Source organism: Cognataquiflexum rubidum, from assembly GCF_022538115.1.
Taxonomy (GTDB): Bacteria; Bacteroidota; Bacteroidia; order Cytophagales; family Cyclobacteriaceae; genus Cognataquiflexum; species Cognataquiflexum rubidum.
The window spans coordinates 31,287-55,797 of the sequence record NZ_JAKZAL010000028.1; the positions used below are offsets into that span (position 1 = coordinate 31,287).

24 protein-coding genes are annotated in these 24,511 nt (G+C 39.7%); 17 read left to right on the top strand and 7 right to left on the bottom strand.

Annotated features, from left to right (window positions below):
• Positions 1-600 precede the first annotated feature (600 nt).
• Genes MMU05_RS20950 through MMU05_RS20985 form a run of 8 tightly spaced genes read left to right on the top strand, consistent with a single transcriptional unit; the run spans position 601 to position 9,323 of the window.
• Positions 601-1,617, top strand: coding sequence for an esterase (locus MMU05_RS20950; RefSeq protein WP_241143611.1), 1,017 nt, complete (start codon positions 601-603; stop codon positions 1,615-1,617).
• Positions 1,618-1,629: 12 nt separating this feature from the next.
• Entirely contained in the window at positions 1,630-2,514 is an 885-nt protein-coding gene (locus tag MMU05_RS20955) for an acetoacetate decarboxylase family protein (RefSeq protein WP_241143612.1), read from the top strand.
• Positions 2,515-2,538: 24 nt separating this feature from the next.
• Positions 2,539-3,021, top strand: a complete 483-nt coding sequence (locus tag MMU05_RS20960) for a hypothetical protein (protein WP_241143613.1) — start codon at positions 2,539-2,541, stop codon at positions 3,019-3,021.
• A 44-nt stretch (positions 3,022-3,065) separates the two neighbouring features.
• Positions 3,066-3,443 (top strand): patatin, encoded by a 378-nt coding sequence (locus MMU05_RS20965; protein ID WP_241143614.1) that lies wholly within the window; start codon positions 3,066-3,068, stop codon positions 3,441-3,443.
• Complete coding sequence (locus MMU05_RS20970; protein ID WP_241143615.1) at positions 3,440-3,856, top strand: DUF4345 family protein; 417 nt, start codon at positions 3,440-3,442, stop codon at positions 3,854-3,856. Before MMU05_RS20965 ends, MMU05_RS20970 begins: the two co-directional genes overlap by 4 nt.
• Positions 3,846-5,270 carry a patatin-like phospholipase family protein gene (locus tag MMU05_RS20975; protein ID WP_241143616.1) on the top strand — a complete coding sequence of 475 codons (1,425 nt, stop codon included), beginning with the start codon at positions 3,846-3,848 and terminating at the stop codon, positions 5,268-5,270. Before MMU05_RS20970 ends, MMU05_RS20975 begins: the two co-directional genes overlap by 11 nt.
• Positions 5,260-6,981 (top strand): metallophosphoesterase, encoded by a 1,722-nt coding sequence (locus tag MMU05_RS20980; RefSeq protein WP_241143617.1) that lies wholly within the window; start codon positions 5,260-5,262, stop codon positions 6,979-6,981. The genes MMU05_RS20975 and MMU05_RS20980 overlap by 11 nt, the downstream gene beginning before the upstream one ends.
• Positions 6,978-9,323, top strand: a complete 2,346-nt coding sequence (locus MMU05_RS20985) for a GMC family oxidoreductase N-terminal domain-containing protein (protein ID WP_241143618.1) — start codon at positions 6,978-6,980, stop codon at positions 9,321-9,323. The genes MMU05_RS20980 and MMU05_RS20985 overlap by 4 nt, the downstream gene beginning before the upstream one ends.
• Positions 9,324-9,329: 6 nt before the next feature.
• Here MMU05_RS20985 and MMU05_RS20990 read toward each other — a convergent pair whose 3' ends face one another.
• Genes MMU05_RS20990 through MMU05_RS21005 form a run of 4 tightly spaced genes read right to left on the bottom strand, consistent with a single transcriptional unit; the run spans position 9,330 to position 14,654 of the window.
• Complete coding sequence (locus MMU05_RS20990; protein ID WP_241143619.1) at positions 9,330-11,477, bottom strand: hypothetical protein; 2,148 nt, start codon at positions 11,475-11,477, stop codon at positions 9,330-9,332.
• Positions 11,474-12,073 carry a DUF4230 domain-containing protein gene (locus MMU05_RS20995; protein WP_241143620.1) on the bottom strand — a complete coding sequence of 200 codons (600 nt, stop codon included), beginning with the start codon at positions 12,071-12,073 and terminating at the stop codon, positions 11,474-11,476. Before MMU05_RS20995 ends, MMU05_RS20990 begins: the two co-directional genes overlap by 4 nt.
• Positions 12,074-12,108: 35 nt before the next feature.
• Positions 12,109-13,833, bottom strand: a complete 1,725-nt coding sequence (locus tag MMU05_RS21000; protein ID WP_241143621.1) for an N-acetylmuramidase domain-containing protein — start codon at positions 13,831-13,833, stop codon at positions 12,109-12,111.
• Positions 13,830-14,654, bottom strand: coding sequence for a DUF5675 family protein (locus tag MMU05_RS21005; protein ID WP_241143622.1), 825 nt, complete (start codon positions 14,652-14,654; stop codon positions 13,830-13,832). Before MMU05_RS21005 ends, MMU05_RS21000 begins: the two co-directional genes overlap by 4 nt.
• Positions 14,655-14,993: 339 nt before the next feature.
• Between MMU05_RS21005 and MMU05_RS21010 the strand changes: the two genes are divergently transcribed.
• The 6 genes from MMU05_RS21010 to MMU05_RS21035 all read left to right on the top strand — a co-directional run bounded on the left by MMU05_RS21010 (position 14,994) and on the right by MMU05_RS21035 (position 19,771).
• Entirely contained in the window at positions 14,994-15,452 is a 459-nt protein-coding gene (locus MMU05_RS21010; RefSeq protein WP_241143623.1) for a (2Fe-2S)-binding protein, read from the top strand.
• A gap of 2 nt (positions 15,453-15,454) precedes the next feature.
• On the top strand, positions 15,455-17,617 hold the full coding sequence (locus tag MMU05_RS21015; protein WP_241143624.1) for a xanthine dehydrogenase family protein molybdopterin-binding subunit: 2,163 nt from the start codon (positions 15,455-15,457) through the stop codon (positions 17,615-17,617).
• Between the two features lie 264 nt (positions 17,618-17,881).
• Entirely contained in the window at positions 17,882-18,133 is a 252-nt protein-coding gene (locus MMU05_RS21020) for a type II toxin-antitoxin system Phd/YefM family antitoxin (protein WP_113922114.1), read from the top strand.
• Positions 18,130-18,408 (top strand): Txe/YoeB family addiction module toxin, encoded by a 279-nt coding sequence (locus tag MMU05_RS21025; protein WP_241143625.1) that lies wholly within the window; start codon positions 18,130-18,132, stop codon positions 18,406-18,408. The genes MMU05_RS21020 and MMU05_RS21025 overlap by 4 nt, the downstream gene beginning before the upstream one ends.
• A gap of 393 nt (positions 18,409-18,801) precedes the next feature.
• Complete coding sequence (locus MMU05_RS21030) at positions 18,802-19,161, top strand: hypothetical protein (protein WP_241143626.1); 360 nt, start codon at positions 18,802-18,804, stop codon at positions 19,159-19,161.
• A gap of 76 nt (positions 19,162-19,237) precedes the next feature.
• Positions 19,238-19,771: a toxin-antitoxin system YwqK family antitoxin gene (locus MMU05_RS21035; RefSeq protein WP_241143627.1), complete on the top strand. Its 534-nt coding sequence runs from the start codon at positions 19,238-19,240 to the stop codon at positions 19,769-19,771.
• 78 nt (positions 19,772-19,849) lie between these two features.
• On the opposite strand, the gene MMU05_RS21040 is transcribed toward MMU05_RS21035, so the two are convergent.
• On the bottom strand, positions 19,850-20,206 hold the full coding sequence (locus MMU05_RS21040; protein WP_241143628.1) for a hypothetical protein: 357 nt from the start codon (positions 20,204-20,206) through the stop codon (positions 19,850-19,852).
• 79 nt (positions 20,207-20,285) lie between these two features.
• Here MMU05_RS21040 and MMU05_RS21045 point away from each other — a divergent pair, with 79 nt between their 5' ends.
• Positions 20,286-21,431 (top strand): cysteine desulfurase family protein, encoded by a 1,146-nt coding sequence (locus MMU05_RS21045; protein ID WP_241143629.1) that lies wholly within the window; start codon positions 20,286-20,288, stop codon positions 21,429-21,431.
• On the opposite strand, the gene MMU05_RS21050 is transcribed toward MMU05_RS21045, so the two are convergent.
• The gene (locus MMU05_RS21050) at positions 21,428-22,027 is read right to left on the bottom strand and encodes a nucleotidyltransferase family protein (RefSeq protein ID WP_241143630.1); all 600 of its coding nucleotides are present in this window, start codon (positions 22,025-22,027) and stop codon (positions 21,428-21,430) included. The two genes, MMU05_RS21045 and MMU05_RS21050, sit on opposite strands and share 4 nt — an antisense overlap.
• On the bottom strand, positions 22,024-23,142 hold the full coding sequence (locus MMU05_RS21055; RefSeq protein ID WP_241143631.1) for an XdhC family protein: 1,119 nt from the start codon (positions 23,140-23,142) through the stop codon (positions 22,024-22,026). Before MMU05_RS21055 ends, MMU05_RS21050 begins: the two co-directional genes overlap by 4 nt.
• A 273-nt stretch (positions 23,143-23,415) precedes the next feature.
• Here MMU05_RS21055 and MMU05_RS21060 point away from each other — a divergent pair, with 273 nt between their 5' ends.
• Positions 23,416-23,877 (top strand): cold-shock protein, encoded by a 462-nt coding sequence (locus MMU05_RS21060; protein WP_241143632.1) that lies wholly within the window; start codon positions 23,416-23,418, stop codon positions 23,875-23,877.
• Positions 23,878-23,915: 38 nt separating this feature from the next.
• Complete coding sequence (locus tag MMU05_RS21065) at positions 23,916-24,401, top strand: hypothetical protein (protein ID WP_241143633.1); 486 nt, start codon at positions 23,916-23,918, stop codon at positions 24,399-24,401.
• Positions 24,402-24,511: the final 110 nt, after the last annotated feature.

Consider the following 24,511-nt stretch of genomic DNA (forward strand, 5'->3'; position numbering starts at 1 on the left):
CAAATGGAGTATTAGGGTGAATTTGTTGGGCTTTTGGGTGACTCAACTGATTGAAAATAAGTAAGAAAAAAATTAGTATCAAAATTTATTTATCAAAAAAATTTACATTACAAAATTTATAGGATGAAATATTTTTTATTGGATATCAAATATTCTGAATACTACTAAAGCCGTTTTAAAAGTAAGGTAATAAAGCAAATTGAATGATGCTTCCCCATTTATAAATTAACGTTTCATCAAAATTTTATTCATTAAAATCCTTTTGAAGAGTAAAAACATGAAAAGTATTCTTTTGGATTATCAGATTTTAAAAGGTAAGTCAATAAATATGAGTTTCCGCAATGTTGCACTTTGGTATTTAGGAGACTTTTTCGGATGCGGATACCCGTCCACTTAACCGCTCATCGTTCGCCAACCATTATTAATCTTGCTACATGCAATAAAGCGGATATACATATAAAAATTCATCTTTTTTAAGGTTCATGAAAATATTAAACTTAAAATTATTCTGTATATTTAATCAATTAATTGATAATTAATTTTGAAAAATATTGATTTAGCAATTTTTTATATTAAATTAAAGCTGTTTTTTAAGATAAGATGGAAAATCAATTTGACATAGTCGAGTTTGAAGCGCTAGATGGATTCCGGTGCAATCTTTGGCACTACAAGAAATCGGGAAACTCCAAAGGACCTGTTTTGCTTGTTCACGGAGCAGGCGTAAGGGCTAATATTTTTAATGCCCCTACGGAAAAAAACATTATTCAGGCTTTGGCTGAGGATGGATATGACGTGTGGTTAGAAAACTGGCGTGCTAGTATTGATCTAAAGCCAAATGAATGGAATCTTGATGTAGTTGCTGAAAATGACCATCCGGCAGCTGTCAGGAAAGTTGTTGAAATGACAGGGAAAAGTGAAATCAAAGCCATCATACATTGTCAGGGAAGCACCAGTTTTATGATGTCGTATGTCAAAGGACTGCTTCCTGAGGTCAAAACGATTATCAGCAATGCAGTATCGCTTCATCCTGTAGTCCCAAAGTTTTCCATCTTCAAGATCAATTTTTTGGTACCTATTGTAAGTATGATGTTTGATTACCTCAACCCGCAGTGGGGTTTGGAGGCTCCGGATTTCAAAACAAAAATGCTTCGGAAACTTGTTAAGGTTACCCATCCTGAAAATGATACCATGGTAGGCAAATTTGTAAGCTTTACCTATGGTTCGGGTTTCCCTGCCCTTTGGCTTTTGGAAAACCTCAATGAGGAAACCAAAAACTGGATACAACAGGAATTTGCAAACGTGCCCTTGACATTTTTTAAACACATACAGAAATGTATCAGAGAAGGAGTATTGGTTCCTATCAAAAGCAATGGCGTAAAAAATTATGCCCCTGAAACATTTAAACCTAAAGCAAGAATCATACTTTTTGGAGGCGTGAAAAACTTATGTTTCCTGCCTGATAGCCAACAAAATACCTTCGGGTATTTGGAGAGGGTGGATCCCGGTGTCCATCAATTGTACCTTTTGGAGAACTATAGCCATTTGGATGTATTCTTTGGCAAAAATTCCCATGAAGATGTATTTCCATTGATGATAGCTGAATTAAACAAACCTTAGATTTTTACTCCCATGCCACCTAACAGAATCAAAAATTACCAAGGCAAACATGCCTTGGTAGATGGAATCCCATATATAATGCCGGTAAGCGCCAAAAATTCACCAGCATTAATGGCGGGTTTTACCTGTGATTGGGAAAAAGCAAATGCACTCCTCCCCGGAAATGAAATCCATGCACTTCGTCTTCCCAACGGAAAAGCAACGCTACTGATCACGGTAATCAATTATCTGGATACAAGCATTGGTAAATACATCGAGTACAGTATTGCGATAGGTTGTACACACGGCCCAAAACCGGCACCGAGAATGCTGAATGCGATGATGCTAAAAACCTATGGAACAGGACAATATATCCTTGATCTTCCTGTGAGTAGTGAGGTATCTGTGAAAGGTGGCAAAGGAATATGGGGAATGCCAAAGCATAAAGCTAACCTCGATTTTAAAGTCACAGACACCAAGGTCACAAGCCAATATGAAAAAGACGGAAAGTTTGCCTTTAGAATAGAAATAGATATACCCAAGAGTGCTTCCCTGAAGTTGAAAATCGGAGCTACCAACTATTGCAGGTTCAGGAATATGCTTATGGCGTCATATATTTATTTTGATACCAAGGCCGGTGTCAATCTTTTTGGAAAGGCCAAAGGAAAGCTTTATATCGGTGATCATCCTAATGTTTCGTTTTTGCGGGACATAGATATCAATCCTGATCCCTATTTTACTCTATTTATGCCAAAAGCCAATGGCATACTTGATGACCACTTCGATTGTTGGTTTATGACTTATGATGAGCCTCAAACTGAAATGCCAGAAGGTTTAGAAAGCATTTATAACCTCGGGTTGAGTGAAGATTGGCTTCCTGATCCTTCGATTACAGATTTCGAAAAGTACAAAATCTAGTATTCCACAAAAACCATTTTCCCTATGAGCCCTCTAAAACAAACCATCGTCGACCTGAGCAATGCTTATGTCTTTTTTTGTGCCTCTATTTATTTGGGGATGTTCTGGTCCCTTCATTTCTTCTGGTTTCCAAATTATCCTTCCACACTTAATCTGGAGAATTACTACGACGCAATTATCCCTCAAACCACCTTAGCTACCAAGTTTTTTTTCATCACTATTCCTATCATGGCAGTCTGTTTGGTGGTCATGCTTGTGTCGGAATGGAAAACGAAACTGATGTGGGTACCTATTGCTTGGATTCCCGGACTTTTTGCTCCGGTGATTATCCAACAGGCATATATTGAAGACATCAATGACCAATTCTCGGCAGGGGTACCTGATGAAGCGACACTTCAGCAGTTATTGACTGAATGGATGTATCTCAATGACTTAAGGTGGATCATATTGACTGTGATGTGGTGCATTACCATGTATTTTTTTATTGCCAAGGCAAAAAGAAAGTAATTTCTAGTACCATTTTAGTTTCATCCATTTAACCAGCAGGTAGCATGAAGAAATATCTCACTTTGATAGCCATTGCCATTTCAGTGGTTACCATCATTTCGGGTTTGACGCAGGTATTTTTGCCGGCAATGGTCCTGAAGGTTATCGGTGCTGACATTACTGACTCGACCCGCCACTTGTTTGGGATTGTGGGCATGTTTATGGCTTTATTTGGTGGTATGATGGTGCACGCGATTTACAGTACCCATACAAGTAAAGTGGTAGTTTTTTGGTGCGCTCTGCAGAAATTAGGGGCTTTTGTTGCAGTAAGCCTCGGGGTCTTCAATGGTCTGTTTTCCTGGATGGCAATGGGTGTTGCGGTTTTTGATCTGTTTTCGGGGCTTTTGTTTTTGTATTTCATGAAAACCCTGCCGTCAGAATGAAAATGGCCAGCTATTTCTTTTTCTACACCTATATAGGTTTAGTAGTTGTAGCCGGAATATGGGGTGCCTTTATCAATCCTGTTTGGGATTTTGCTGCTTTGTTTCATTTTCAGATCAATGATTTAAATGACTTTGAAAGGATAAATATTCTAAGTCAATATAGATTCTTGAGAGCTTTGGAATTGGGTTTTGGGATTTTTGCCCTGACATTTTTCAAAGAGATCTTTTCAGACCCGAAATTCAACAAGGTTTTTCTGATCATCATGGGATTGGGAATCATGGCAAGGATTGTATCGTGGATGGTAGATGGCAATCCCGGTCTATTGACCAAGTTTTTCCTCTTTTATGAGGCACTAGGATGGGTAATGATTTTCGTATTTTCCAAATCTACCCTTTCAAAAAATGGCCAATAATACTATAACCGGCAGTAAGTCTAAAAAATCCCTGATTCTTGCAGGAGGGGGAATGAGGGTGGCTTACCAAGCAGGAGTGTTGATAGCTTTAGAAGAGGCCGGAATCCACTTTGACCATGTAGACGGTACATCCGGTGGGATTTTTAATACCGGTATGCTCGCTAGCGGATTGGAACCAAAGGAAATTGCCGAGAGATGGAGGAACCTGAAACTGTCAGGTTTTATGTCTGCTGGAAGTGCCAAAAGCTATCTTAAACCTTTCAAAACGCAGGGATTTGCAGATGCTGACAACATCAGGAAAAAAGTATTTCCCTATTTGGGGATTTCTGTTTCTCAAATCAACAAACATGAAAAATTTGCTTCCACATTTAATGTCTGCAATTTTTCTACCAAATCAGTTGAAGCCATTCCCTCAGAGGGTGTCACGGAAGACCATTTGATAGCAGGAGTATCGCTACCCATTTTCATGCCCGCCATTTATATCCAAGGAACTTGGTATACCGACGCTGTGTGGATCAAAGATGCCAACCTGATGGAAGCTGTCAGGCAGGGCTCTAAGGAACTTTGGTTGGTTTGGGCGATTGGAAATAGCCCAACTTACCTTGGCGGTGCCTTCAACCAATATGTGCACATGATCGAAATGAGTGCAAATGGAGCACTTTTGGAAGAATACAATCAGATAAAATTGACCAATGAAATTGGAGCGATTGGGCAATCAGAATTTGAACCCATCAAACTCTTTGTTATAAAACCCGATATTCCGCTTCCCCTTGATCCCGATTTTTTCTTCAACCAGGTCAATGCCCGAGAACTCATCAACATGGGGTATGCGCATGCGAAAAAATACCTTTCTACAATTCCTCCGCAAGGAGAATCCATGGATGTGAAAGCAACTCAAAATAGAGAACCAGATTTTTTATACAGTTTTAGGGCAACTTTTTCAGGAAGATCAGGAAATCCCCCGAAAACGGAAAAAATGAAATATTCCCTGTATTTCCGTTTCGCAGAGTTTCGTGTAAAAAATGAACTCGAGGTTTATTCAAGTTTAAAACTGCCGATAAGTACTTATGAGATTTCCGGCTTTGATCATACCACAGCTTTTTCCAATTCCAAATCAGGTAAGCAATTGGAAATCCGATCTTCTGTCATGGTGGATGGAAAAATCCATAAAATTATGGTTTCCACTATTTTGACCAACCAATTTGAAATGTTGCTTGGATTGAATTTCAAGCAGATTAACCTGAAAATGTGGGATGAAAGTGGTAAATTAAAACTTGATACCATTCTTTACCAATCGATCATAGATCGGTTAAAGGCTGTTTATTTCAGCAGCCTAAAAACAACCCTGAACCAAAGAACAGGGATTCGAAAGCGTTTTTCCACTTTAAAAAATTTTATAAACTATGGATTTTAAAAAAAAACCGATGGTTGACTGGTATGACCCAAAGCAGCTTGCTGCCACAGGAATCAAAACCGTTGTGTCAACTGTTTTTGGAAATTTTGCCGACCGGCGGGAAATGCAAGCTGCACTTGACCCTGGAAGAGGATTTTATGATTATTCGGACCGGACAGATATTTGGCTGGATTTTATTTCTGATTTGGGTGATGGATTCAATGCTACCTATTCTGTCGCGCACCTGCTCGCTAAAGACCAATTGGAATTAGATGGAATTCAAACCAAAAGAGGCAACATCTTGGTAATGGGGGGGGATCAGGTGTACCCAACTCCCGAAATTGATGAGTACAGAAACAGGCTACAGGGACCTTATCATGCAGCCTTTCCAAAAGACAATTCTGACCTTGATCCTCCCGGACTTTTTGTGATTCCCGGCAACCATGATTGGTACGATGGATTGACAAATTTCTTGAAAATATTTTGCCAAGGCCGTTCACTAGGAAATTGGAGGACAAAACAAAGCAGAAGTTACTTTGCCGTGAAACTACCGAACCATTATTGGCTCATCGGAATTGATATCCAACTGAATGCGGATATTGATGTCCCTCAGCTCAACTATTTCCAAAACTTGGCTGAAAAAGAGCTGAAATCAGATGACAAAATCATCCTTGCCACTGCCGAACCTGCTTGGGTGTATGAATCATTTGATGAATCAAACAGTTCAAATAAAAGGCTCAAATTCTTCATTAACAGGATTTTAAAAGGGGAGACGGATGACAAAACCGATCCAGAATGTTACTACAGAGGGAAAAATAAAGATATTGAAATCACAACCATTCTGACAGGAGATCTTCATCATTATTCCCGATATGAAGAGAACGTAGGGTCAAAAGAACCACGACAGTTGATCACGGCAGGGGGAGGTGGAGCCTTTATGCATACTACCCATAGCCTCAAAGAAAAAATCAAGCCGAGTGAGGGATTTGATGCCACATTCCAAAAGGCATTTCCTTCAAAAAGCGAGTCTTTAAGCCTCAATAACAAAAACCTCTTGTTTTTTATCCACGGACCGTGGATGGTGTTGATTTTGGGATTGGTGCATGCCCTGTCATTTTACTTTCTTTTGATCAGTGGCATACAGACGGAAAATTACAATATCGCCCTATCTGACCCTACGGGAACAACCCTTGACCTTTTGGGTATAGCAATCCTAACGCCTTCAGTGATTCTGCTCAATTTGTTGTTTTGTTTCGGGATTTACATGTTTACTGATTTTAAATCCGGGAATTTTAAAACTGCGAATAAGATTTCGGGTGCTGTGCATGGCTTGTCGCATGTTTTTGTTTTCTATTTATGTTTGGTTTATCTGCCCGCTTTTAATTCTGCCAACCTGACCAATGTTCCTTTCCAACCTCTGATTCTATTTGTGGAAATGTGGATAGTGGGAGGATTATTGAGCGGATTTATCTTTGGGATCTACCTATGGTTCAGTTCAAGATTCCTGGATAACCACATCACCGAAGCATCGTCCTCTTTCAAAGGTGAAGACTTTAAAAATTTCATCCGCATTCATATTTCTGCAAAAGAGTTAACCATTTATCCCGTCGGCATCCGATCCGTTGTCAAAAACTGGAAAAATGTAGGGGATGAAAAAAATCCACGCTTTGAAGGAGATGAAGTAAAATTTGAATTAATCGAAGCACCTATCCATATCCCCAAAAGACCATGAAAAAACTATCGAAGCACTTATCCGAACTTAAAAGCCATTATGATTTTGTTGTGGTTGGCTCAGGATATGGCGGAAGCATCGCCGCATCCCGCATGTCCCGATTAGGCCTCTCTGTTTGCCTTTTTGAAAAAGGAAAGGAATTTTTGCCGGGACAGTTTCCCGATACTCTTGCTGAGGCCACCAAGGAGATGACCCTAAACACAGGGAAAGAATCCAAAGAAAAGAATGGACTCTATGAATTTACCATAGGCCAAGGAATCTCTGTACTCAAAGGCTGTGGACTTGGCGGTACTTCTTTGATCAATGCCAATGTTTCCATCAAACCTGATCCTAGAGTGATGAACCAACCGGAATGGCCGAGTGCCATCAGGAACGATTTACCATCATTTTATGAGGGTTTGGACAAAGCATGGGGAATGTTAAAACCCAATCCATATCCTGAAAAGCTAAATGGTTATCCGGTTCTTCATAAAACCCAAGGCATGAGAAAATCCGCTGAAAGGATGGCGGAAGAATTCAGGTTATTGGATATCAATGTTACTTTTGAAAATAAAAAAGACAATCATGTAGGCATCTCCCAACCCAAATGTACCAACTGTGGGGACTGTGTTACCGGTTGCAATGTGGGTGCTAAAAACACCACTGCGATGAATTACCTGCCTGATGCATTCAATCATGGAGCTGAGATTTTTACCGAAATCAATGTCCGCCACATCCAGAAAATATCAGGTGGATGGAGGGTGTTTTTTCATCCCATGCTTACAGGTAGGGAGGTATTTGATGCGCCGGAGATGTTTGTAGAGGCGGACAACGTTATCCTTGGCGCAGGTTCTTTAGGTTCCACAGAGATATTGCTACGGTCAGCCCAAAAAGGACTGACATTATCCGATTTCCTTGGTAAAAGATTTACAGGAAACGGCGATGTCCTTGGATTTGGATACAACAACGACGTGGTCATCAATGGAATCGGCCTAGGAAAAAAGGCAACTGATAAGATTGCAGATGTCGGTCCATGCATCACAAGCGTCATTGATATGCGAAACAGGGCAAAAATGGAGGATGGGATGACCTTGGAAGAAGGAACCGTTCCCGGGCCGATCAGGGGATTGATGGCCGGCATGTTGGTAACTACTTCCCGCCTGTTTGGCAAAAACACGGATAGAGGATGGGGTGATTTTTTCAAAGAAAAGGTAAGGGAAATCACAAGTTTGATCAGGGGTCCCTTCTATGGCGCGGTCAACCATACCCAAATTTACTTGGTCATGACCCACGATGATGGTAAAGGTGAAATGGTATTGGAAAAAGACAACATCAACATCAAATGGAAAGGGGTCGGAAAACAAGAGATATTCAACAAAGTTTCCGGGGAATTGTACAGTGCAACAGAAGCCCTTGGCGGAAGTCAGATTCCTAACCCTACATGGAACAAACTGATGGATTATGACCTTGTGACGGTACACCCTTTGGGTGGCTGTGGCATGGCTGATGATTCAACCAATGGAGTGGTGGATCACAAAGGACAGGTTTTTTCTGGAAAATCAGGAACTGAACTCCATAAAGGCCTTTACGTGATGGATGGGGCGGTAATTCCAAGACCTGTGGGAACGAATCCTTTGTTGACAATCAGCGCATTGGCCGAAAGAAGCTGTAAAATCATCGCTGTAGACCTCGGTTTAAATTTGGATTATGGGATGAAATCTATTTCTGAAAAGGATGCTGCTCCGATTACCAAACCCGGAGTCCAATTTACTGAGTCTATGAAAGGGTATTTTTCATTGGATGAAACCGATGATTATGCCAAGGGATTTGAAAAAGGGAAGGCTTCGGATTCTCCTTTTGAGTTCACTTTGACCATCAAATCAGAGGATGTTGATTCATTTGTCGGAATTGCAACGCATGAAGCGGGAATGTTTGGAACCATGCTTGCGCCTGCTTTGTCCAAGTTTCCGCTGTCGGCAATTAATGGCACTTTTAACCTTTTTATAAAAAATAGCCAAGAAGCTGACCGAAAAGCAATGCAATATAATGCCCTTCTTTTGAGTCAAGAGGGTCGACAATATTATTTCATGGGATATAAGGATGTTTTTAACGACAAAGGTTTTGACGTTTGGAAAGACACTACCACTTTATTTATTACACTTCATGAAGGAGATTCAAGCTCAGGAAAAGTGATCGGAAAAGGAAAGCTGATCATTGAGCCGGCTGATTTTGCAAAGCAACTGACTACGATGAAGGCCTTGAATACTATCAACAAAATGGAAGAATTGAAAGCCATTGGGACTTTTGGAAAGTTCTTTGCAGGAAATGTCTTTGAAACTTATTTCAAAAAATTGGGAAAATAGCAGATATCAGGGTCTTCCGACGGATTCTCTCAAGGAGGTCAACCACGATGGGGTTGCCCTCCTTTCTTTTAACTTGGTCTGTACCCATTTATTGGCTTTTTCCAATGCGCCCTTGTTTTGATATTCCGATCTTGCCTGGATCAATAGGCTATAAAAGGTCTCTAATTCCTCCACTTGAAATTCCGAAAACATAGAATCTGAATTCAATAGACCTTTATCAAATCCTCTGTCTTTCTTTAGAATCGAATAATTGGCTCCAACTTTCAGGTATCCTTTTGACAGCAATGACTCTTTGGTTTTTGGAACCAATAGATCCAGGTATTTTTCAGGGATTACAAGGTTTAAACTGTCACCAAGATACAAGTCCCAATAGGTTAATGAATCTTTCAAAGCTACATTTCTTACTTTTGGATTGGCAAAATCAATGATTTCCCTACTCTCAATAAAATCAGCAATTAGGAGACTATTGTAGGTATAAGGATACAAAATAGAAGTTAAATAGAGGTTCGCATCCTGCGGGTTTTTCACTAAAGTCAAAATTACTTCCTTTTCACTTATTCTATTATAATTCAATACCTTATGTGTATTCAAAAAGGCAGAATCAACTTCGGAGACCTGCATTTTTACAGTATCTACATTTCCTACAACCAAGCCATTTCGCGAGAGGCTTTCAATACTCAAATTGAAAGCAGTCATATATTCGATAGGATCATCGTACCAAAAATAAATAGGAGAGGGCACCTGTTTTACAAATTGATCAATCCGGTCTTTCAATTCCCAATCTGTTCTTAAAGAGGCCAAAATGACTTTTTCACTTTCATCTAAGACCCCGTCTCCCGATACCTGCAAAATGGTTTTGGAGAAGTACCCGTAATTGGTAGTAGTGCCAAGCATCTGCAATTTTTGAAGCCTTGAAATTGAAAATGCAATATTTTTCTTTCTTTGCTCCACAGTCCTGATGAGTTTAATGTCCTGCTTCATGGCTTGTTCCAATGAATCCAAAACCACTAGTTCCATTCTCAACAAGGAATCAAACAATCCCAATTCAAACCTGCTAAAGGCTTCATCTGATTCGATTTGTGAAACAAGTTGGGAGATTCTGTCATGATGAAAAACGACTTTTTTGACATCTTTTCCGGTTATCAGTGAAAATAGGTTTTTGAGGGTTTTTGCCCCTTGGATTTCAGCATTTTTAAGAATATCCGCTCGGTGGGCAAATGACATGAGTTTTTCCACGCAATATTCCTTTACTCTTTTGGCATCTTTGAAATCCACTCTGCCATTATAATCCAAGATTTCAAAACCCGGAATCCCTTTTTCAGGAATAAACCACGGGTTGATGTCCGCATTGAGGATGGTGGGCGCCAAGCCGAAAATGTGCACTTCTGATACATCATCGTAAATCACGATGGAAGAGGGATCCAAATTGGTAAAATCAAACCCTGCCTTGACCCAACCTCTACCCACCATGGCAAGCTTTTTTCTGGTTTCTTTTCTGCTGAAATCAGCCAGTTTATTTTGATAATAGAAGTTCATGAAATCCACTGAAGCCAAAGAATCCCTGGCAGAAGGAGCTTCTTGATACATCAAAAACAAAGCTTCTTCTTTGTTTCGGGCACTTGGATTCCACTTTTCATTTTTGTTCTTTTTGGTTTTATCCCTGTAGAGGTATTCCAACATGTCCTCATAAAGTGGATCTGCTGTAACATCGTTCAGAAAACCATGGTAATTGAGCTTGTCCATGATATTTCTGCTGTCTACTTCATGTCGGATGATTCTTCTCCAATTATCAATTGGAGTCATTTTTTTGTATTCCTCATCCTTTTCATTTTTTGAAAGTGCCTGAAAATCCCTGAGGTTCTTCAGGGCAGACTTGATATCCTGGTACAAAATGCCACCTCTTGTTCTGATGTTTTCATCTTCGATCAGATTCAGCCTTGCCTCATCTATGGAAGCGATCACCTCTCCATAATATTCTGCAGTTACCAATTGTCCAATCTGCCTGACTTCCGTTACCATGTTGGAGGTATCATTCAATTTAAGCCCACCGCCAAAAATCCCAAATGGGTTCCAGATAAACAGCCCTATGACTATCCCCAAAACGATGAGGATGTCCAAAAGAAACTTCCAGTTTTTGAGGAATAGGCCTATCATTGTTCTACAACAGTTTCTGTATCTACCAATAAATTGACCTTAGAAAGAATCAGGTCGTCGCTTTTGAAAGAGATGTATATTTCTTCATAACCGAGAGAACCAAGTAAAACTTGGAACAACTGTCGGGTATGATTTTGGGTAGTCCGGACTATGCCGATATAACGCAGGTTTTCCCGGATATCGAGTTCCGCAAGTCTGAAAAATTCCTCTTGATCCCTGATATTGATTTTATTCAAAAATACTTTTGGATCAGAAATCAAGGAATCTTCCACGAAGCTAGCGGGCGGATATGAAAAGTTGATCACTTCGATAGGGGGTAGTTCCAAGTGGATTTTGGTACCCTCTATCCTGATGTCAGCCTCCCTGATTTTACTGAGGTCTATACCTGCCTTTACCTTTGCCTGTGAGTATGCCATGAAACTTGCCTCACTGATTTTCAACATTGCCAGTTTCTGGGTTTTGGTACCAAAGACAATTTTGTCAATCACAAACTCGGTAGTGGCCAAATCCGAAGCATTTTGGATTTTTCCCACCACCAAGGCACGTTCATTTTTCTTGCAGGAGGAAAAAACAACTGCCACCGCAATGAATGCCATAAAAGGGAACTTAAGCAGAAAAGAATTGCCCGCCATCATGACTGCATCTTTTTAAATTTTTCATAGGCAGCCTGCAACTTAGTATCGTATTTATTGACTTTGTATCCGCTGCCATTATAGCCAAAAGCAAAACTTGCCCAATCATAACTCCCTGATTTTTCCTCAGAAATAAAATTGATCAAAGGAGTTCCTTTGTGTTTTTTGGTTTTGATAAATTCCAAAAAGTCCATGAAATGGTATTTTTCATGCTCATGCTGTTTTTCCTCAAAATCTTTATAATCAGCATATTTTCTGCCTTTGATATTGTGGTTTAGATTTTCCCCAAGGATTTGGAACAATCCCCAAGAAGCGGACAAAACGGCGATTTCAGGATCTATTTTTCTTGCGCGGTCAAGACGGTCATATTCTGAAATTCCCCCTTTGTAATATTGTCTAGTCCAGCTTTTATATAGGATATCTTCATTGCTTTTCTGGAGTTTAATGATTTCTTCCTCTGGCATTTTCCTGATACTGCTGAGAAGCTTCCACATCAGATGGCCTTCAAACAAAATCTTCGCCCGTCCATCACTGAGATGGCCACGTCCCGAGGATTCGACAGAGATTACAGATTTCACTACCGGAAGAGAAAGGATAATGCCGTCTTTTTCAGCAAGGTTTTCGAGCACTTCTTGGATTTCTTCATCATTGAGGATTTTGCTGTTGATATTGTCCATGATCTGGACGAATCCAAAACTGCTTGCAACATTAAGCTGCTCTCCCCTTGATTCAAGCAATGCATTTTTAAGGTTTGTTATTGGCGAACCTGAAGCGGGAGGCTGTTGCATGTCTCCCACAGTTTCTTCCCCTTCCATAAATTCCCTGTCATCATCACCTAGTGAATCGTCCTGTTCCAAACTCGGTGGCGGTGTCCCGGCGCTTGGCATGATTCCTTCAGGAAGCTGCGAATTGGGTGGGGCAGAAGGAGAATTGGGAGTTGAACCATCCGCCTGCTGATTAGGATTTTTCCACCTTTCCCTGAAGTATTTCAAGGATTTGTCACCAAAATAGAAGGCAATCATCATCAAAAACGCCGTTTCAAAAAATTCAAATTGCTGAATTCTCAATGCAACAAGATCAGAGCTGAGTTCTTCGGAACCCATACTGCTTATAAGCAAAGAAATACCCCCAAACAACAAAGTAAACGCAATCATCCCACGTACTGTACCGGGAGGCAAACCAAATGTCTGACTTCGATAGGGATTATATAATGGTTCTCTCACGCCGCTTGTAGGCAGGTCAATCCCAAATTCCCGGGCATCTCTTTTGGCTTCGGCAATTTTTTGCCATTCCCCATCAGTTATTCCAAAATTGATATTGTAATGATAGACAGACCAGACAAAGTAGATCATAAAAACGGCTATCCATATCACTATAATCAATAGGCCTACTATCGAGAAGAGGTTTTTCTTTTCGATATACATCAAAATGCTGTAAAAAATGGTGATCAAAACCAGGGTTATAGCAAAAATGATTGTCCCCTTGAAAAACACATCATGGTACTTATTGACATAATAGGAGCTAATCTGGTCCTCAGTTTTAAAATACCGAATCAAGATACCATAGATCAGACCTACAGCAATGATGGCCGGAATAGTCAATGCAAGGACTACATCTTTTTCTTCGGTGTAAAAATTCCTGATCAAAAACCCTATGGCAACTGCCATCAAAATGGTAGCTGCAATCTTAATGATCAGCTGGTAAAAGGCGCTTTGTTTTTTCATAGTGATGATAGTTTACTTTTTTCAAACCAATCTTCATTGAGTATCTGGATATTGACCGGCTCATTTGATTTGAGCAGGGCACTTACTGTTTTATAAAACCTTTCGTAGGCATTTCTGGAATATTGAAGGGATTTGGATGTTCCCGCGGAAACGCCATCTGCGATCAGGATGCAGCCATCCGTGTTTTCATGGGTATTTCCAACATGGATATAGACATTTTGAAAATTTGGGATTTGCTTGATTTCAAGGTGAAAATCAAACCAATTTCCATAAAGGTTTCTGTATTTTTCAGTCAGTTTGGTTACATTTTTATTGAAATCAATTGGGTAAACCCCCGCCGGAATCCGCGTATGCTTTTCGACTTTCACCTCCTTATGGGCATCTTCGAGGGTATAGGCAAAAAATTTATTTCTCAAAAAAATCAAACCAAGGGTGGTTTCTCCGTCATCAAGGTATCTCAATACGGTAAGGGTACATTTCCCCAAAGCGGTCTCGCCACCGGATTTGGCCCCCTGTAATTTGACTTCCAAATCTTTGATTTTTTGTTCGAGTTTTGAGATTTCAGCGGTTTTTTCCATGACAACAGGAGTTGACGGTTCGGAAGCAGGCTGCTGAATCTCCACAGGAGGTTTTGGTTTTTCTTTATTGGAGGTAAAAACTGCTGCTAATTTCTGGTATCCCTTTTCAACCAATACAGCGACGTAGCCAATAAAACCTATAATGTAAAGCCAAATTTTACTTAACAATTCAGGGTTGGTCACAAAGAGGAGAACCAAGATGGCTAAGCAAGCAATGACTAAAAGCGCTGCAAAATTTTTCATGAAAATTCTGAGATGAAAACCTAAAATTTATCGAGTTACTCAAAAAAGACTATAAATAATTTTAAAATTTAAATATTTACCTCTTGAAAATCAAGAAAATATCGACTTTTCATTTTATCCTTTTTTGGCAGAAGAGGAATCCATGTAAAAAAGAGCCTAAAAAAAATCCAATATCAAAGAATGGTTAACCTTTTGACCTGAAAATTCCTGTTTAATTCTCCTCCATTCAAATCGTTTAAATACATTTTATCAATAAAGCCCAAAAAAAGAGGAGCAATCCCCTCTGAAAATGGCTGGATTTGCTTAAATTTTCAATCTAATCAATCAAATATCAATCAAATGGCAAACTACAACCTTCGAATTAATGGAAACGACTATAACGTTGACGTTGAAGACGATACACCACTATTGTGGGTGTTGAGGGACCATATCGGCTTGGTAGGAACAAAATATTCCTGCGGAATAGCCCAATGTGGCGCCTGTACAGTCCACGTCAATGGGGAAGCAGCTTTTTCCTGTACCTTACCGGTTTCTAGTATCGGTTCTGACGAAATCACTACCATTGAGGGACTTTCATCAGAAGGTGACCATCCCGTCCAAAAAGCGTGGGATGAAGTAGATACTGCACAGTGCGGTTATTGTCAAGCCGGTCAGATCATGACCGCAGCGGCATTTTTGAGAAAAAACCCAAAACCAACCATGGAAGAAATCGAAAATGCAATGAACAGAAACCTGTGCCGATGTGGCACATACCATAAAATCCGAGAAGCAGTAGCCTTAGCAGCAAAACTTAAATAATCATGGCAAATCTAACGAAAACAAATAGAAGGGATTTCCTCAAAATAGCAGCCACTGCTTCCGGGGGATTGTTTATCGGTTTCTATTGGTCAGGATGCGATTCTCCCAAGATGAAGGTTTTGACCAATGAAGAGGTGCTTCTCAACGCACATAATTTCAACAGCTATCTTACTATCTCCCCAACAGGTGAAGTGGTGATTTATTCTCCAAACCCGGAACTAGGCCAAAATATTATCACTTCTTTTCCAATGGTCGTAGCCGAAGAGCTAGATGCGGATTGGAAGAAAGTTAGGGTCTTCCAAGCCAATCTCGATACTGAAAAGTATGACAGGCAGTTGACCGGAGGATCCGGTGCTATGCCGCATTCTTGGGAAAGACTTCGAAAAGCCGGGGCGACTGCAAGACATCTTTTAATAGCAGCAGCTGCCACAAAAATGAATGTCGATGCTAGTACCCTTTCGACTTCCAATGGAGAAGTAATCCACAAGGAGAGCGGTAAAAAAATAGGTTATGGTGAATTGGTTGCAGATGCATCCAAACTGACTGCCCCCGAAGAGGTCGCTTTAAAAGATCCAAAAGACTTTAAGATCATCGGCACCCCTGTCAAAAACGTGGAAAACAAAGCCATGTTTACAGGACAGCCACTTTATGGTCTTGATTTTTATCGGGAAGGCATGCTTCATGCCATGATTCAAAGGCCTCCTTTTGGCATGAAAATCAAATCTGTGGATGATGCCGCCGCAAGGGCAATCTCAGGTGTGACAGATGTGGTTACGTTCAAAAACAACGTAGCCGTAGTAGGAAAGTCCACCTGGCCACTGATGAAAGCCAAAAAATTACTCAAAATAGAATATGAACCTGATGGTGTCGTAGAAAGTACTTTTGACCATGACAGGCTATTTGCAGAATTGCTAAACGGTAAAACCGCAGAAGTCAAAAGAAAAGATGGTGATGTGGATGCGGCTTTCAAAAATGCCGCGCAAGTCATCACGAGTGAATACCAATGTCCTTTTCTTTCGCATTCTCCCATGGAACCACAAAACTTCTTTGCTCACGTACAGGGAGACAAAGTCGAATTGGTCGGACCAACTCAGACGCCCGATAGGGCTAGGAATGATACTGCACAGTTGTTGGGCATTCCGCCTGAGAATATTACTGTTCAAATCACAAGATTAGGGGGAGGTTTTGGCAGAAGGCTGAGAGCCGACTTCGTAACCGAAGCAGCTGAATTGTCCAAAATGATGAATGCCCCTATCAAATTAACCTGGAGCAGGGAAGATGACATGACTGGAGGAGCATATCGACCTGCAGTCAGGTATAGATTCCAAGCAGCTTTGGATGAAAGTGGAAACATGATAGGATATAAGCTGAGGGGAGTGGGAATTAATGCAGGTAATTCCACGAGAGAAAATAATTTCCCTTCAGGAGCAGTAGAGAATGTGCTGATCGAATCTGTAGACCATAAATCTGCCATCACTACCAATGCATGGCGAGCACCGATCACCAATTTCTTGGCCTATGCTGAGCAGTCATTCTTGGATGAAGTAGCTTTGGCAGCCAAAAAAGATCCTGTCCAATTCAGATTGGATTTATTGGCAAAAGCCAAAGCTTCGCCTGTGGGTGAATTGCAATATGACGTAGACAGAATGATCGGTGTCATCAAAATGGCTGCTGAAAAATCCAATTGGGGCAAAGATGCCAATGTCATGCAAGGCTTCAGCGTGTATTTTTCCCATAGATCGTATGTCGCTCAGGTGGCAAACATCGAAATGGAAAATAACCAACCTGTTTTGAAGAAAATCGTCGCAGCCACAGATTGTGGAATCGTCGTGAATCCAACCGGTGCAAATCATCAGGTGCGGGGCGGTATCGTCGATGGCATGGGACATGCCATGTACGGAAACCTGACCTTCGAAAACGGATTGCCGAAGCAAAAAAACTTTGACACTTACCGTTTGATTAGGATGAAAGAAGTTCCTGAAATCGACGTCCACTATGTTCAAAACGGCATCGATCCAACAGGCCTAGGTGAACCTGCTTTGCCGCCAACAGGTGGTGCAGTGGCCAATGCGATCTTCAAAGCAACCGGAAGGAGACTTAGAAGTCAGCCGTTCATTGAGCAAAAAGAATTCTCAGATATCAAGTTACAGATTAAAAGAGCGTAAAAGCAGCAAGTTAATAGTGCAGGCCCACCGTCGGAAGGATATTCCCGGTGGGCTTTTTTTTAAATCTCATCCTTTTTCACAACTTAGGAAAAGACATTTTTGACCGTTAAACTATTTTTCTTTAATCATTTACCTTTCTCCCAAAAATCTTCGATTAAATAGAAAACAGGCAGACCAAAAACTCGAAAAGTCACCATTAGCATGGAATTCTGAACTTTTCTATCTAATTTAGTGTACCATAATGTGTACACATAATTTAATATCATGTTAGTAATAAGCACTAGAGAATTCCGACAAAATCTCAAAAAATATCTAGATCTGATCGATAAGAATGAGCGAGTGATCATTCAGAGAGGAAAAGGCAAGGTCTATGAAATTTCAAACGAAGTAAAAAATGATCGATTCTTTGATAACCCTGTCGTTCAGGAACGATTGGCCAAAAGCATTCAGTCTTATTCAGAGGGAAAAACGGTGAAGTTGTCTGATGAGCAATTGAAGGATCTTCTCGGTATATGACTTTTGAGATAGAATTTACAGTTGAGGCTTTGGAGGATATTCAGAAGCTGAAGAAAACAGGAAATCAGGCGATTTTAAAGAAATTTTTCTCTTTAATTCAGGAATTAAAAGAACATCCTGAAACAGGTACAGGAAAACCTGAAAGTCTCAAACATTTTCAGCAGAATACTTGGTCAAGAAGGATAGATAAAAAGCACAGGCTCGTTTATTTGATTGATGGGACTAAAATCGTGGTGACTATTTTAGGAGCCTATGGCCATTATGGTGATAAGTAAAATTCTTTCAAAAATTGAAAATATAGGGAAGTGTCTAAAAAAGTCATTTGCAATATAATTTGAGAGCCTATCAAGACTTTTGGTTCTGAAAAGACAAAAAAATGAGATAGGGAGCTTTTTTTATTTTGGTATCGTCCATTCCGCGCCTGGTTTAATCGAAAGGTGTAAACCGCAATTTGCCAATGAATCCAAACCTTTTTGCTTATTGGAATTTGTAATTCATTTTACCAAGAATTACCTTTCGTTTGGGTGTTTGGCTGAATCCAATTACAAATTGGAATTGATAATAGGGTGGAATTACAAATCCCACCCAGTTCTAGCATAAGACGTTTGACTAGACCCCAAGAGGGGGAGTATTACATTAAAACTTTATGAATTTAAGATAATGCGCAAATGAAGAATTCATTAATAGTTGGTTTGTTTGCTATTGTCATATTAGTTTTTATAGGTATTTGGATGCAAAGAAAATATATAGAAAATGGAAAGAAGCATTTCGAAGAATTCAATTCGGCAGAAATAGATTCACAAATTCAATCTATAAAAATTGCATTTAAAGGCACAGAAATGAGCTTAGTGGATGGAAGGAAATTTGTTTTTTACCCAATTTCCAATAATAACTTGAATGACGGCATAAAATTTAGCTATACTGCCCAGAAAGGTGACCATGTTTTCAAACCTGCCTTTTATGATACTCTATTTTTGGTTCAAGAGGATAAAAAGTTTGCCTATACTTTCAAAAATTTGATTGATTAAGAATTAACTTTCAATTAAGGCTTTGCAGTTTTAATCTAATTGCATCTCGAAAGCAGATAAGAAATAATTACAAAAAATGAAAGAAAAAAAGGTTTTGCTCTTATTCCTAGTTTTATGTTCGTGTTTGTCTAGTAGCAATGATGATCATGAAAAGGATTTGGAACATTTTTCAACTTTTCATCCAAATGGAAGTGTGAGCTGGATTGGAACAAAATATTTAGGCAAGCCTCACGAAAAGTGGTTTGCGTTTTATGAAAATGGAGAAAAGTGGCTAGAGTATAATTATGAATTTGGTGTTCAAAATGGAGAGCAATTTGAATACAGAAACGGAAGATTGTTTTCTATTGAGAATTTTGTAAAAGGAAAAAGAGAGGGTTGGGCGAAATATTATAACGTTGAATGTTCTAATTTACTCTCAGAAGGAAGGTATTCGAAGGACAAACAGGAGGGGTATTGGTTCGAATATTATGGGAAAGTCATTTCAACAGTTTATTTATACAAAGAAGATTCCTTAATTAAAGTTATTTACAAAAATCCTAACCATTTTGAAGATTTTGACTCTGCGCCGTTGCCACCATACAATGATGAGTGTTGCTGTACAGTTAAATGATGCCTGACAATAGAAGCATGTCTCTGACTAGGTAATTGTGTAAGCTGCCATTGGAATCTTTTCCTGGGTGGTTTTTTTTTAAATCTCATCCATTTCCCTTTCCGGCCAATAAGGTCCTGTCAAAGTTAGGTTCTGAAATAATGGGTCAAATTCAAATTGAATCGGCATTTCATCCCGCTTTTGTTCGTGGATATTGATGCAGGCATTGAAATGGACTAAATCAAAACCTAACATCAACTTACCTTTCAAATCGCTTATAAATTCAATTTCTCCTTTCAACTTCACCTTTTCAGCTATAGCCCCTTCTTTTTTGAAGTAATAAGAAAGAAAAATTCCCAAATCTCTTTCATTTGCTTCCAATAATCCCTTCAACAAAATGTCAGGATTCTTTGATTGATCTTGTGGGTTTAGGGAAAATTTCCAGGTTTCTTGCATCTCCAAAATTAATTATTTTAACCATTTATTAGGTTTGGTTTTGCTAAAGGTTTTACATTGGAATTTTCTTTGCAATTCGATGAAATACCCGATTTATTTGGATTACAATGCCACTACTCCCTGTGCGCCTGAGGTGATTGAAGCCATGATTCTATGGTTTGGTCAGCACTTCGGCAATGCGGCAAGCAAAAGCCATCCCTATGGTTGGATGGCCGAGGATGCTGTCGAGACCGCCCGGGAACAAGTCGCAAACCTGATAGGAGCAAAACCAAAAGAAATCATTTTTACCTCAGGTGCTACGGAAGCCATCAATTTGGCCCTTAAAGGGATTTTTGAACATTATAGCGGAGAAAAGCAACATTACATCAGCTGCAAAACCGAGCACAAAGCAGTATTGGATACTTTGGATCTCCTTCAATCCAAAGGAGCAGAAGTTACTTATCTACCTGTTAATCAATTTGGTGAGGTTGATCTTGAGGAACTGGATTCAAGCATATTGCCACATACCAAAATGATTGCCTTGATGTGGGCCAACAATGAAACGGGGCTTATCCATCAAATGGATCGGATCAAGGAAATTGCCGAAGAACGAAATATCATTCTCTTTACGGATGCTGTACAGGCGGTAGGAAAAATTCCTTTGGACATCAAAGGAATTCATTTAATGGCGATTTCGGCCCACAAAATGTACGGTCCAAAAGGCGTCGGAGCATTGTATATCCGACACAACCACCACCTTCCAAAACCTTTGGCATTGATAGATGGGGGAGGACACGAAAAGGGATTCAGAAGCGGAACGCTCAATGTACCCGGAATTGTAGGGTTCGGAAAAGCAGCTGAACTCCGGTCAAAAAATCAGATTGTAGAAGCTAGTCGCTTAGAAAACCTTCGAAACTTATTGGAAAGCAAGATTTTAGAAATAGAAGGAGCAAAGGTGAATGGGAATCTAAAGAATAGGTTATCGCATGTATCCAATATTTCCTTTGATGGGGTGGAAGGAGTGGAGCTTCTTCAAAGGGTAAACAAAGAAGTTGCCGTAAGTTCAGGTTCTGCATGTACGAGCATATCACCAAAACCATCCCATGTTTTGGCTTCGATGGGAATTGATCCCGATTTGGGAAGGGCGTCGATCCGTTTCAGTTTGGGTTTAAATACTACCGAGTCTGAAATTATTTTTGCGGCTGAGTATATCAAAAAAGTGGTGGAAACATTGAGGAAACCCTAGCTGCCACTTTTCAGCCTTTGGTAATCTTCCATCGTGTCGATGTCTATTGCTCCCAGGGGAAAGTCAATGGTGTGCAAATCATCTTGGTGGGCTATTACCAATTTTTTAGCACCTTCATTTCCGGTTAAGGAAAGTAGTTCCGGAAAATACTTTTTGGTAAACAATACCGGAACACCAAACGTCCCATAATAACTGCAAGCAATAATTTCACTATTTGTATTTAATTTATTTTTAATCAGTGAGTTAAGAATTTTTGAATCTACAAAAGGTTGGTCTGATAGCATCAGGATTACCTGATCAGGATCTGAATTTTCCATTAGATACTTCAGCCCTTTTTGCATGGAAGAGGCCATCCCATTTTCCCAATTTACGTTGACGACTCGATCTACTTTTGTATGGTCGATTTTTTCAACAATTAAATCCGCATTTGCACCCAAGACAATAACACAGGAATTGGCAAGGGAATTTTGTGCAGCCTCGACAGCTATTTCAAGGAGAGTTTTTCCTTTGAATTCGAGCAATTGTTTCGGTTGTCCCAATCGGGAAGAACTGCCGGCAGCAAGGATGATGACACCGGTTCTGATTTCATTTTTCATCTTTCTTCATGGATGGGGCCAAGTTTGTTTTTAAGAAAATCCGGATTTTTCTTAGCCAATACGGCTTTGATTTCAGCCAAGGCCGATAATGCAATCTCCTCAGATCCTTCAGCCCCGATATCCAAACCAATTGGGGCATAGATGTTTTCGATGGGGACTTTGGTCCCTTCTGACTCCAACCGTGCTATCAATTTGGCGGTTTTCTTTTTAGGCCCCAAAACACCGATATAGGGAAGTGCGTAAGGTATCAGGTCCTTCAGTACCACTGCCTCATAGTCAAAATTATGGGTCATCAGTAAGGCAACCGTATTTTTGTCAGGATTCAAACCTGAAACAGCCCTGTCAGCCGGCTCGATGATGATATTTGTAGCGGTAGGGAATCTTTCCGTTGTCGCGTGGTTTTTTCTACCGTCAATCAAAGTCAATTCCCAGCCCATCAAAGAAGCCAATTTGGCAACAGGAATGGTGTCATTTCCTGCGCCAAACAATAAAATCCGGATAGGAGGGTTGATGGCTTCATAAAACACCCAAATTTCTTCCGGGTCGGAATATTGCTTTATGGAGCTTACTTGATTTTCAGCGTTGGTATTGATATCAAGGTGAATTTTCTCAGACAATCCGGGATCTAATGTTTCGATTTTACCGAAAGTGTTTCCACCTTTAGACAGCACTCGGGTACCTATTTGCTCTCCACGGGCATTTTTCAAAGAAAAAGCAGTAACCAAAACACTTGGAGTCCGATCACTAAGTGCCACTTTCAACAATTCGGCAGGATTGGATTCATCCTCAAAATCAAGAGGCTCGATCAGTACTTGAATGATACCGTTACATCCCAAACCAACACCGAATTTTTGGTCATCTTCATCTGTGGTATCATAGGTCACAAGCATTGATTTTTGTTGAAAAATGACCGTTTGGGCTTTTCTGAGTGCATCACCTTCAAGGCAACCTCCACTGATAGCTCCGGTCAATTCTCCATCTTCAGTAACAAGCATTCTTGCGCCAGGTCGTCTGTAGGCAGATCCATCGACTTTTACGACTGTTGCCAAGGCTGCTTTTTGCTTTCGGACTTTACAATTTTCGTATGCGTGCAAAATCTGTTGAAGGTCTTTCATGTATAATTTGTTTGACTATGTGCTTTTGATCAAAATTGGCAAAGATTTATTTCTTTGAAGCTTTTTCGCTCAAGAAAACTTGTCCATAAAATTATCCTCAATCTAATTATTTCTAAAGAAGTGCGGCAGAAAATTATTTAAGGGGAAAATCCAATTGGCTATTGGATGATTTTGGTAATTTATTAGCCTGTGGTTCATTGAGAGTTAATAATTGTTAAAATACTTTTTCCATAAAATAGGAAATACCCAAAAATTCCCGGATTTTTGTAACATATGGCAAAATCAAGAGACACCTTCGACAAGAAGGAAAAAGAAAAATTAAGACAGAAGAAAAAACAGGAGAAGCAGCAAAAGAAAGATGACAGAAAGTCCAACACTGCCAAAGTTACGGATTTCGAAAATATGATTGCTTACGTGGATGAGTTTGGAAATATTACTTCTACCCCTCCAGATCCATCTAAAAAAAGAGTTTTTGATGCTGATACGATTGAAATCGGTGTTTCTAAGCATGCTGATCCACTTCCCGGAGAGAATCTTAGAAAAGGAAAAGTGACATTTTTCAATGCTTCAAAAGGTTACGGTTTCATTAAGGATGAAGTTTCCCAAGACAGTATTTTCGTACACATCAACAAATGCATAGATCCTATTCAGGAAAATGACAAAGTTATTTTTGAAACTGAAAAATCTCCAAAAGGATTGAGTGCAGTGGATGTAAAGCTTTTCAAAGCACCTTGATTTGAGTCAATGGCTGATCAAAAAACAGTGTTAGTGGCATGAAAGTCGGCAGCCTTGCAGAGATAAAAAAAGAATTGACCTTCCTTGATACCAAAGAGTTGTCCGTCCTGTTGTTGGATCTAGCCAAGTTCAGTACGGACAATAAAGCTTTTTTATACTTCAAACTTTTTGAAAGGGAAAATCCGAGATTATTTGTTGAATTGGTTCAGGAAGAAATAGACCTTGAATTCCAAAAAGCTAATACTAGAAATTATCATTTAGCAAAAAAATCTGCCCAAAGTATCAGAAGAAAACTGAACAAAAGCCTCAAACTTACCAAAGACAAAGAAACCCTCATTGAATTGATTGCTTACTTTTGCGAGCAATTCAAACTTTACGGATTCTTGGATTTCCGTCATCCTGTGATTGACAATTTGTACAAAGTCCAGGTGGGAAAAATTGAGAAATTAATTACAGGGCTTCACGAGGATTTGCAATACGATTATCAAGAGAAAGTAGCATTGTTAAAGGAAAATTTGAGATAATTTTTTTATTTAAGTATTTAGGTTATTCTATTTTATGATTATCCGCAATCATTCCAGTAAGGATAAATTGAAGCAATGATGAGTCTGTCAAAAAGCTTTTGACCGAAATA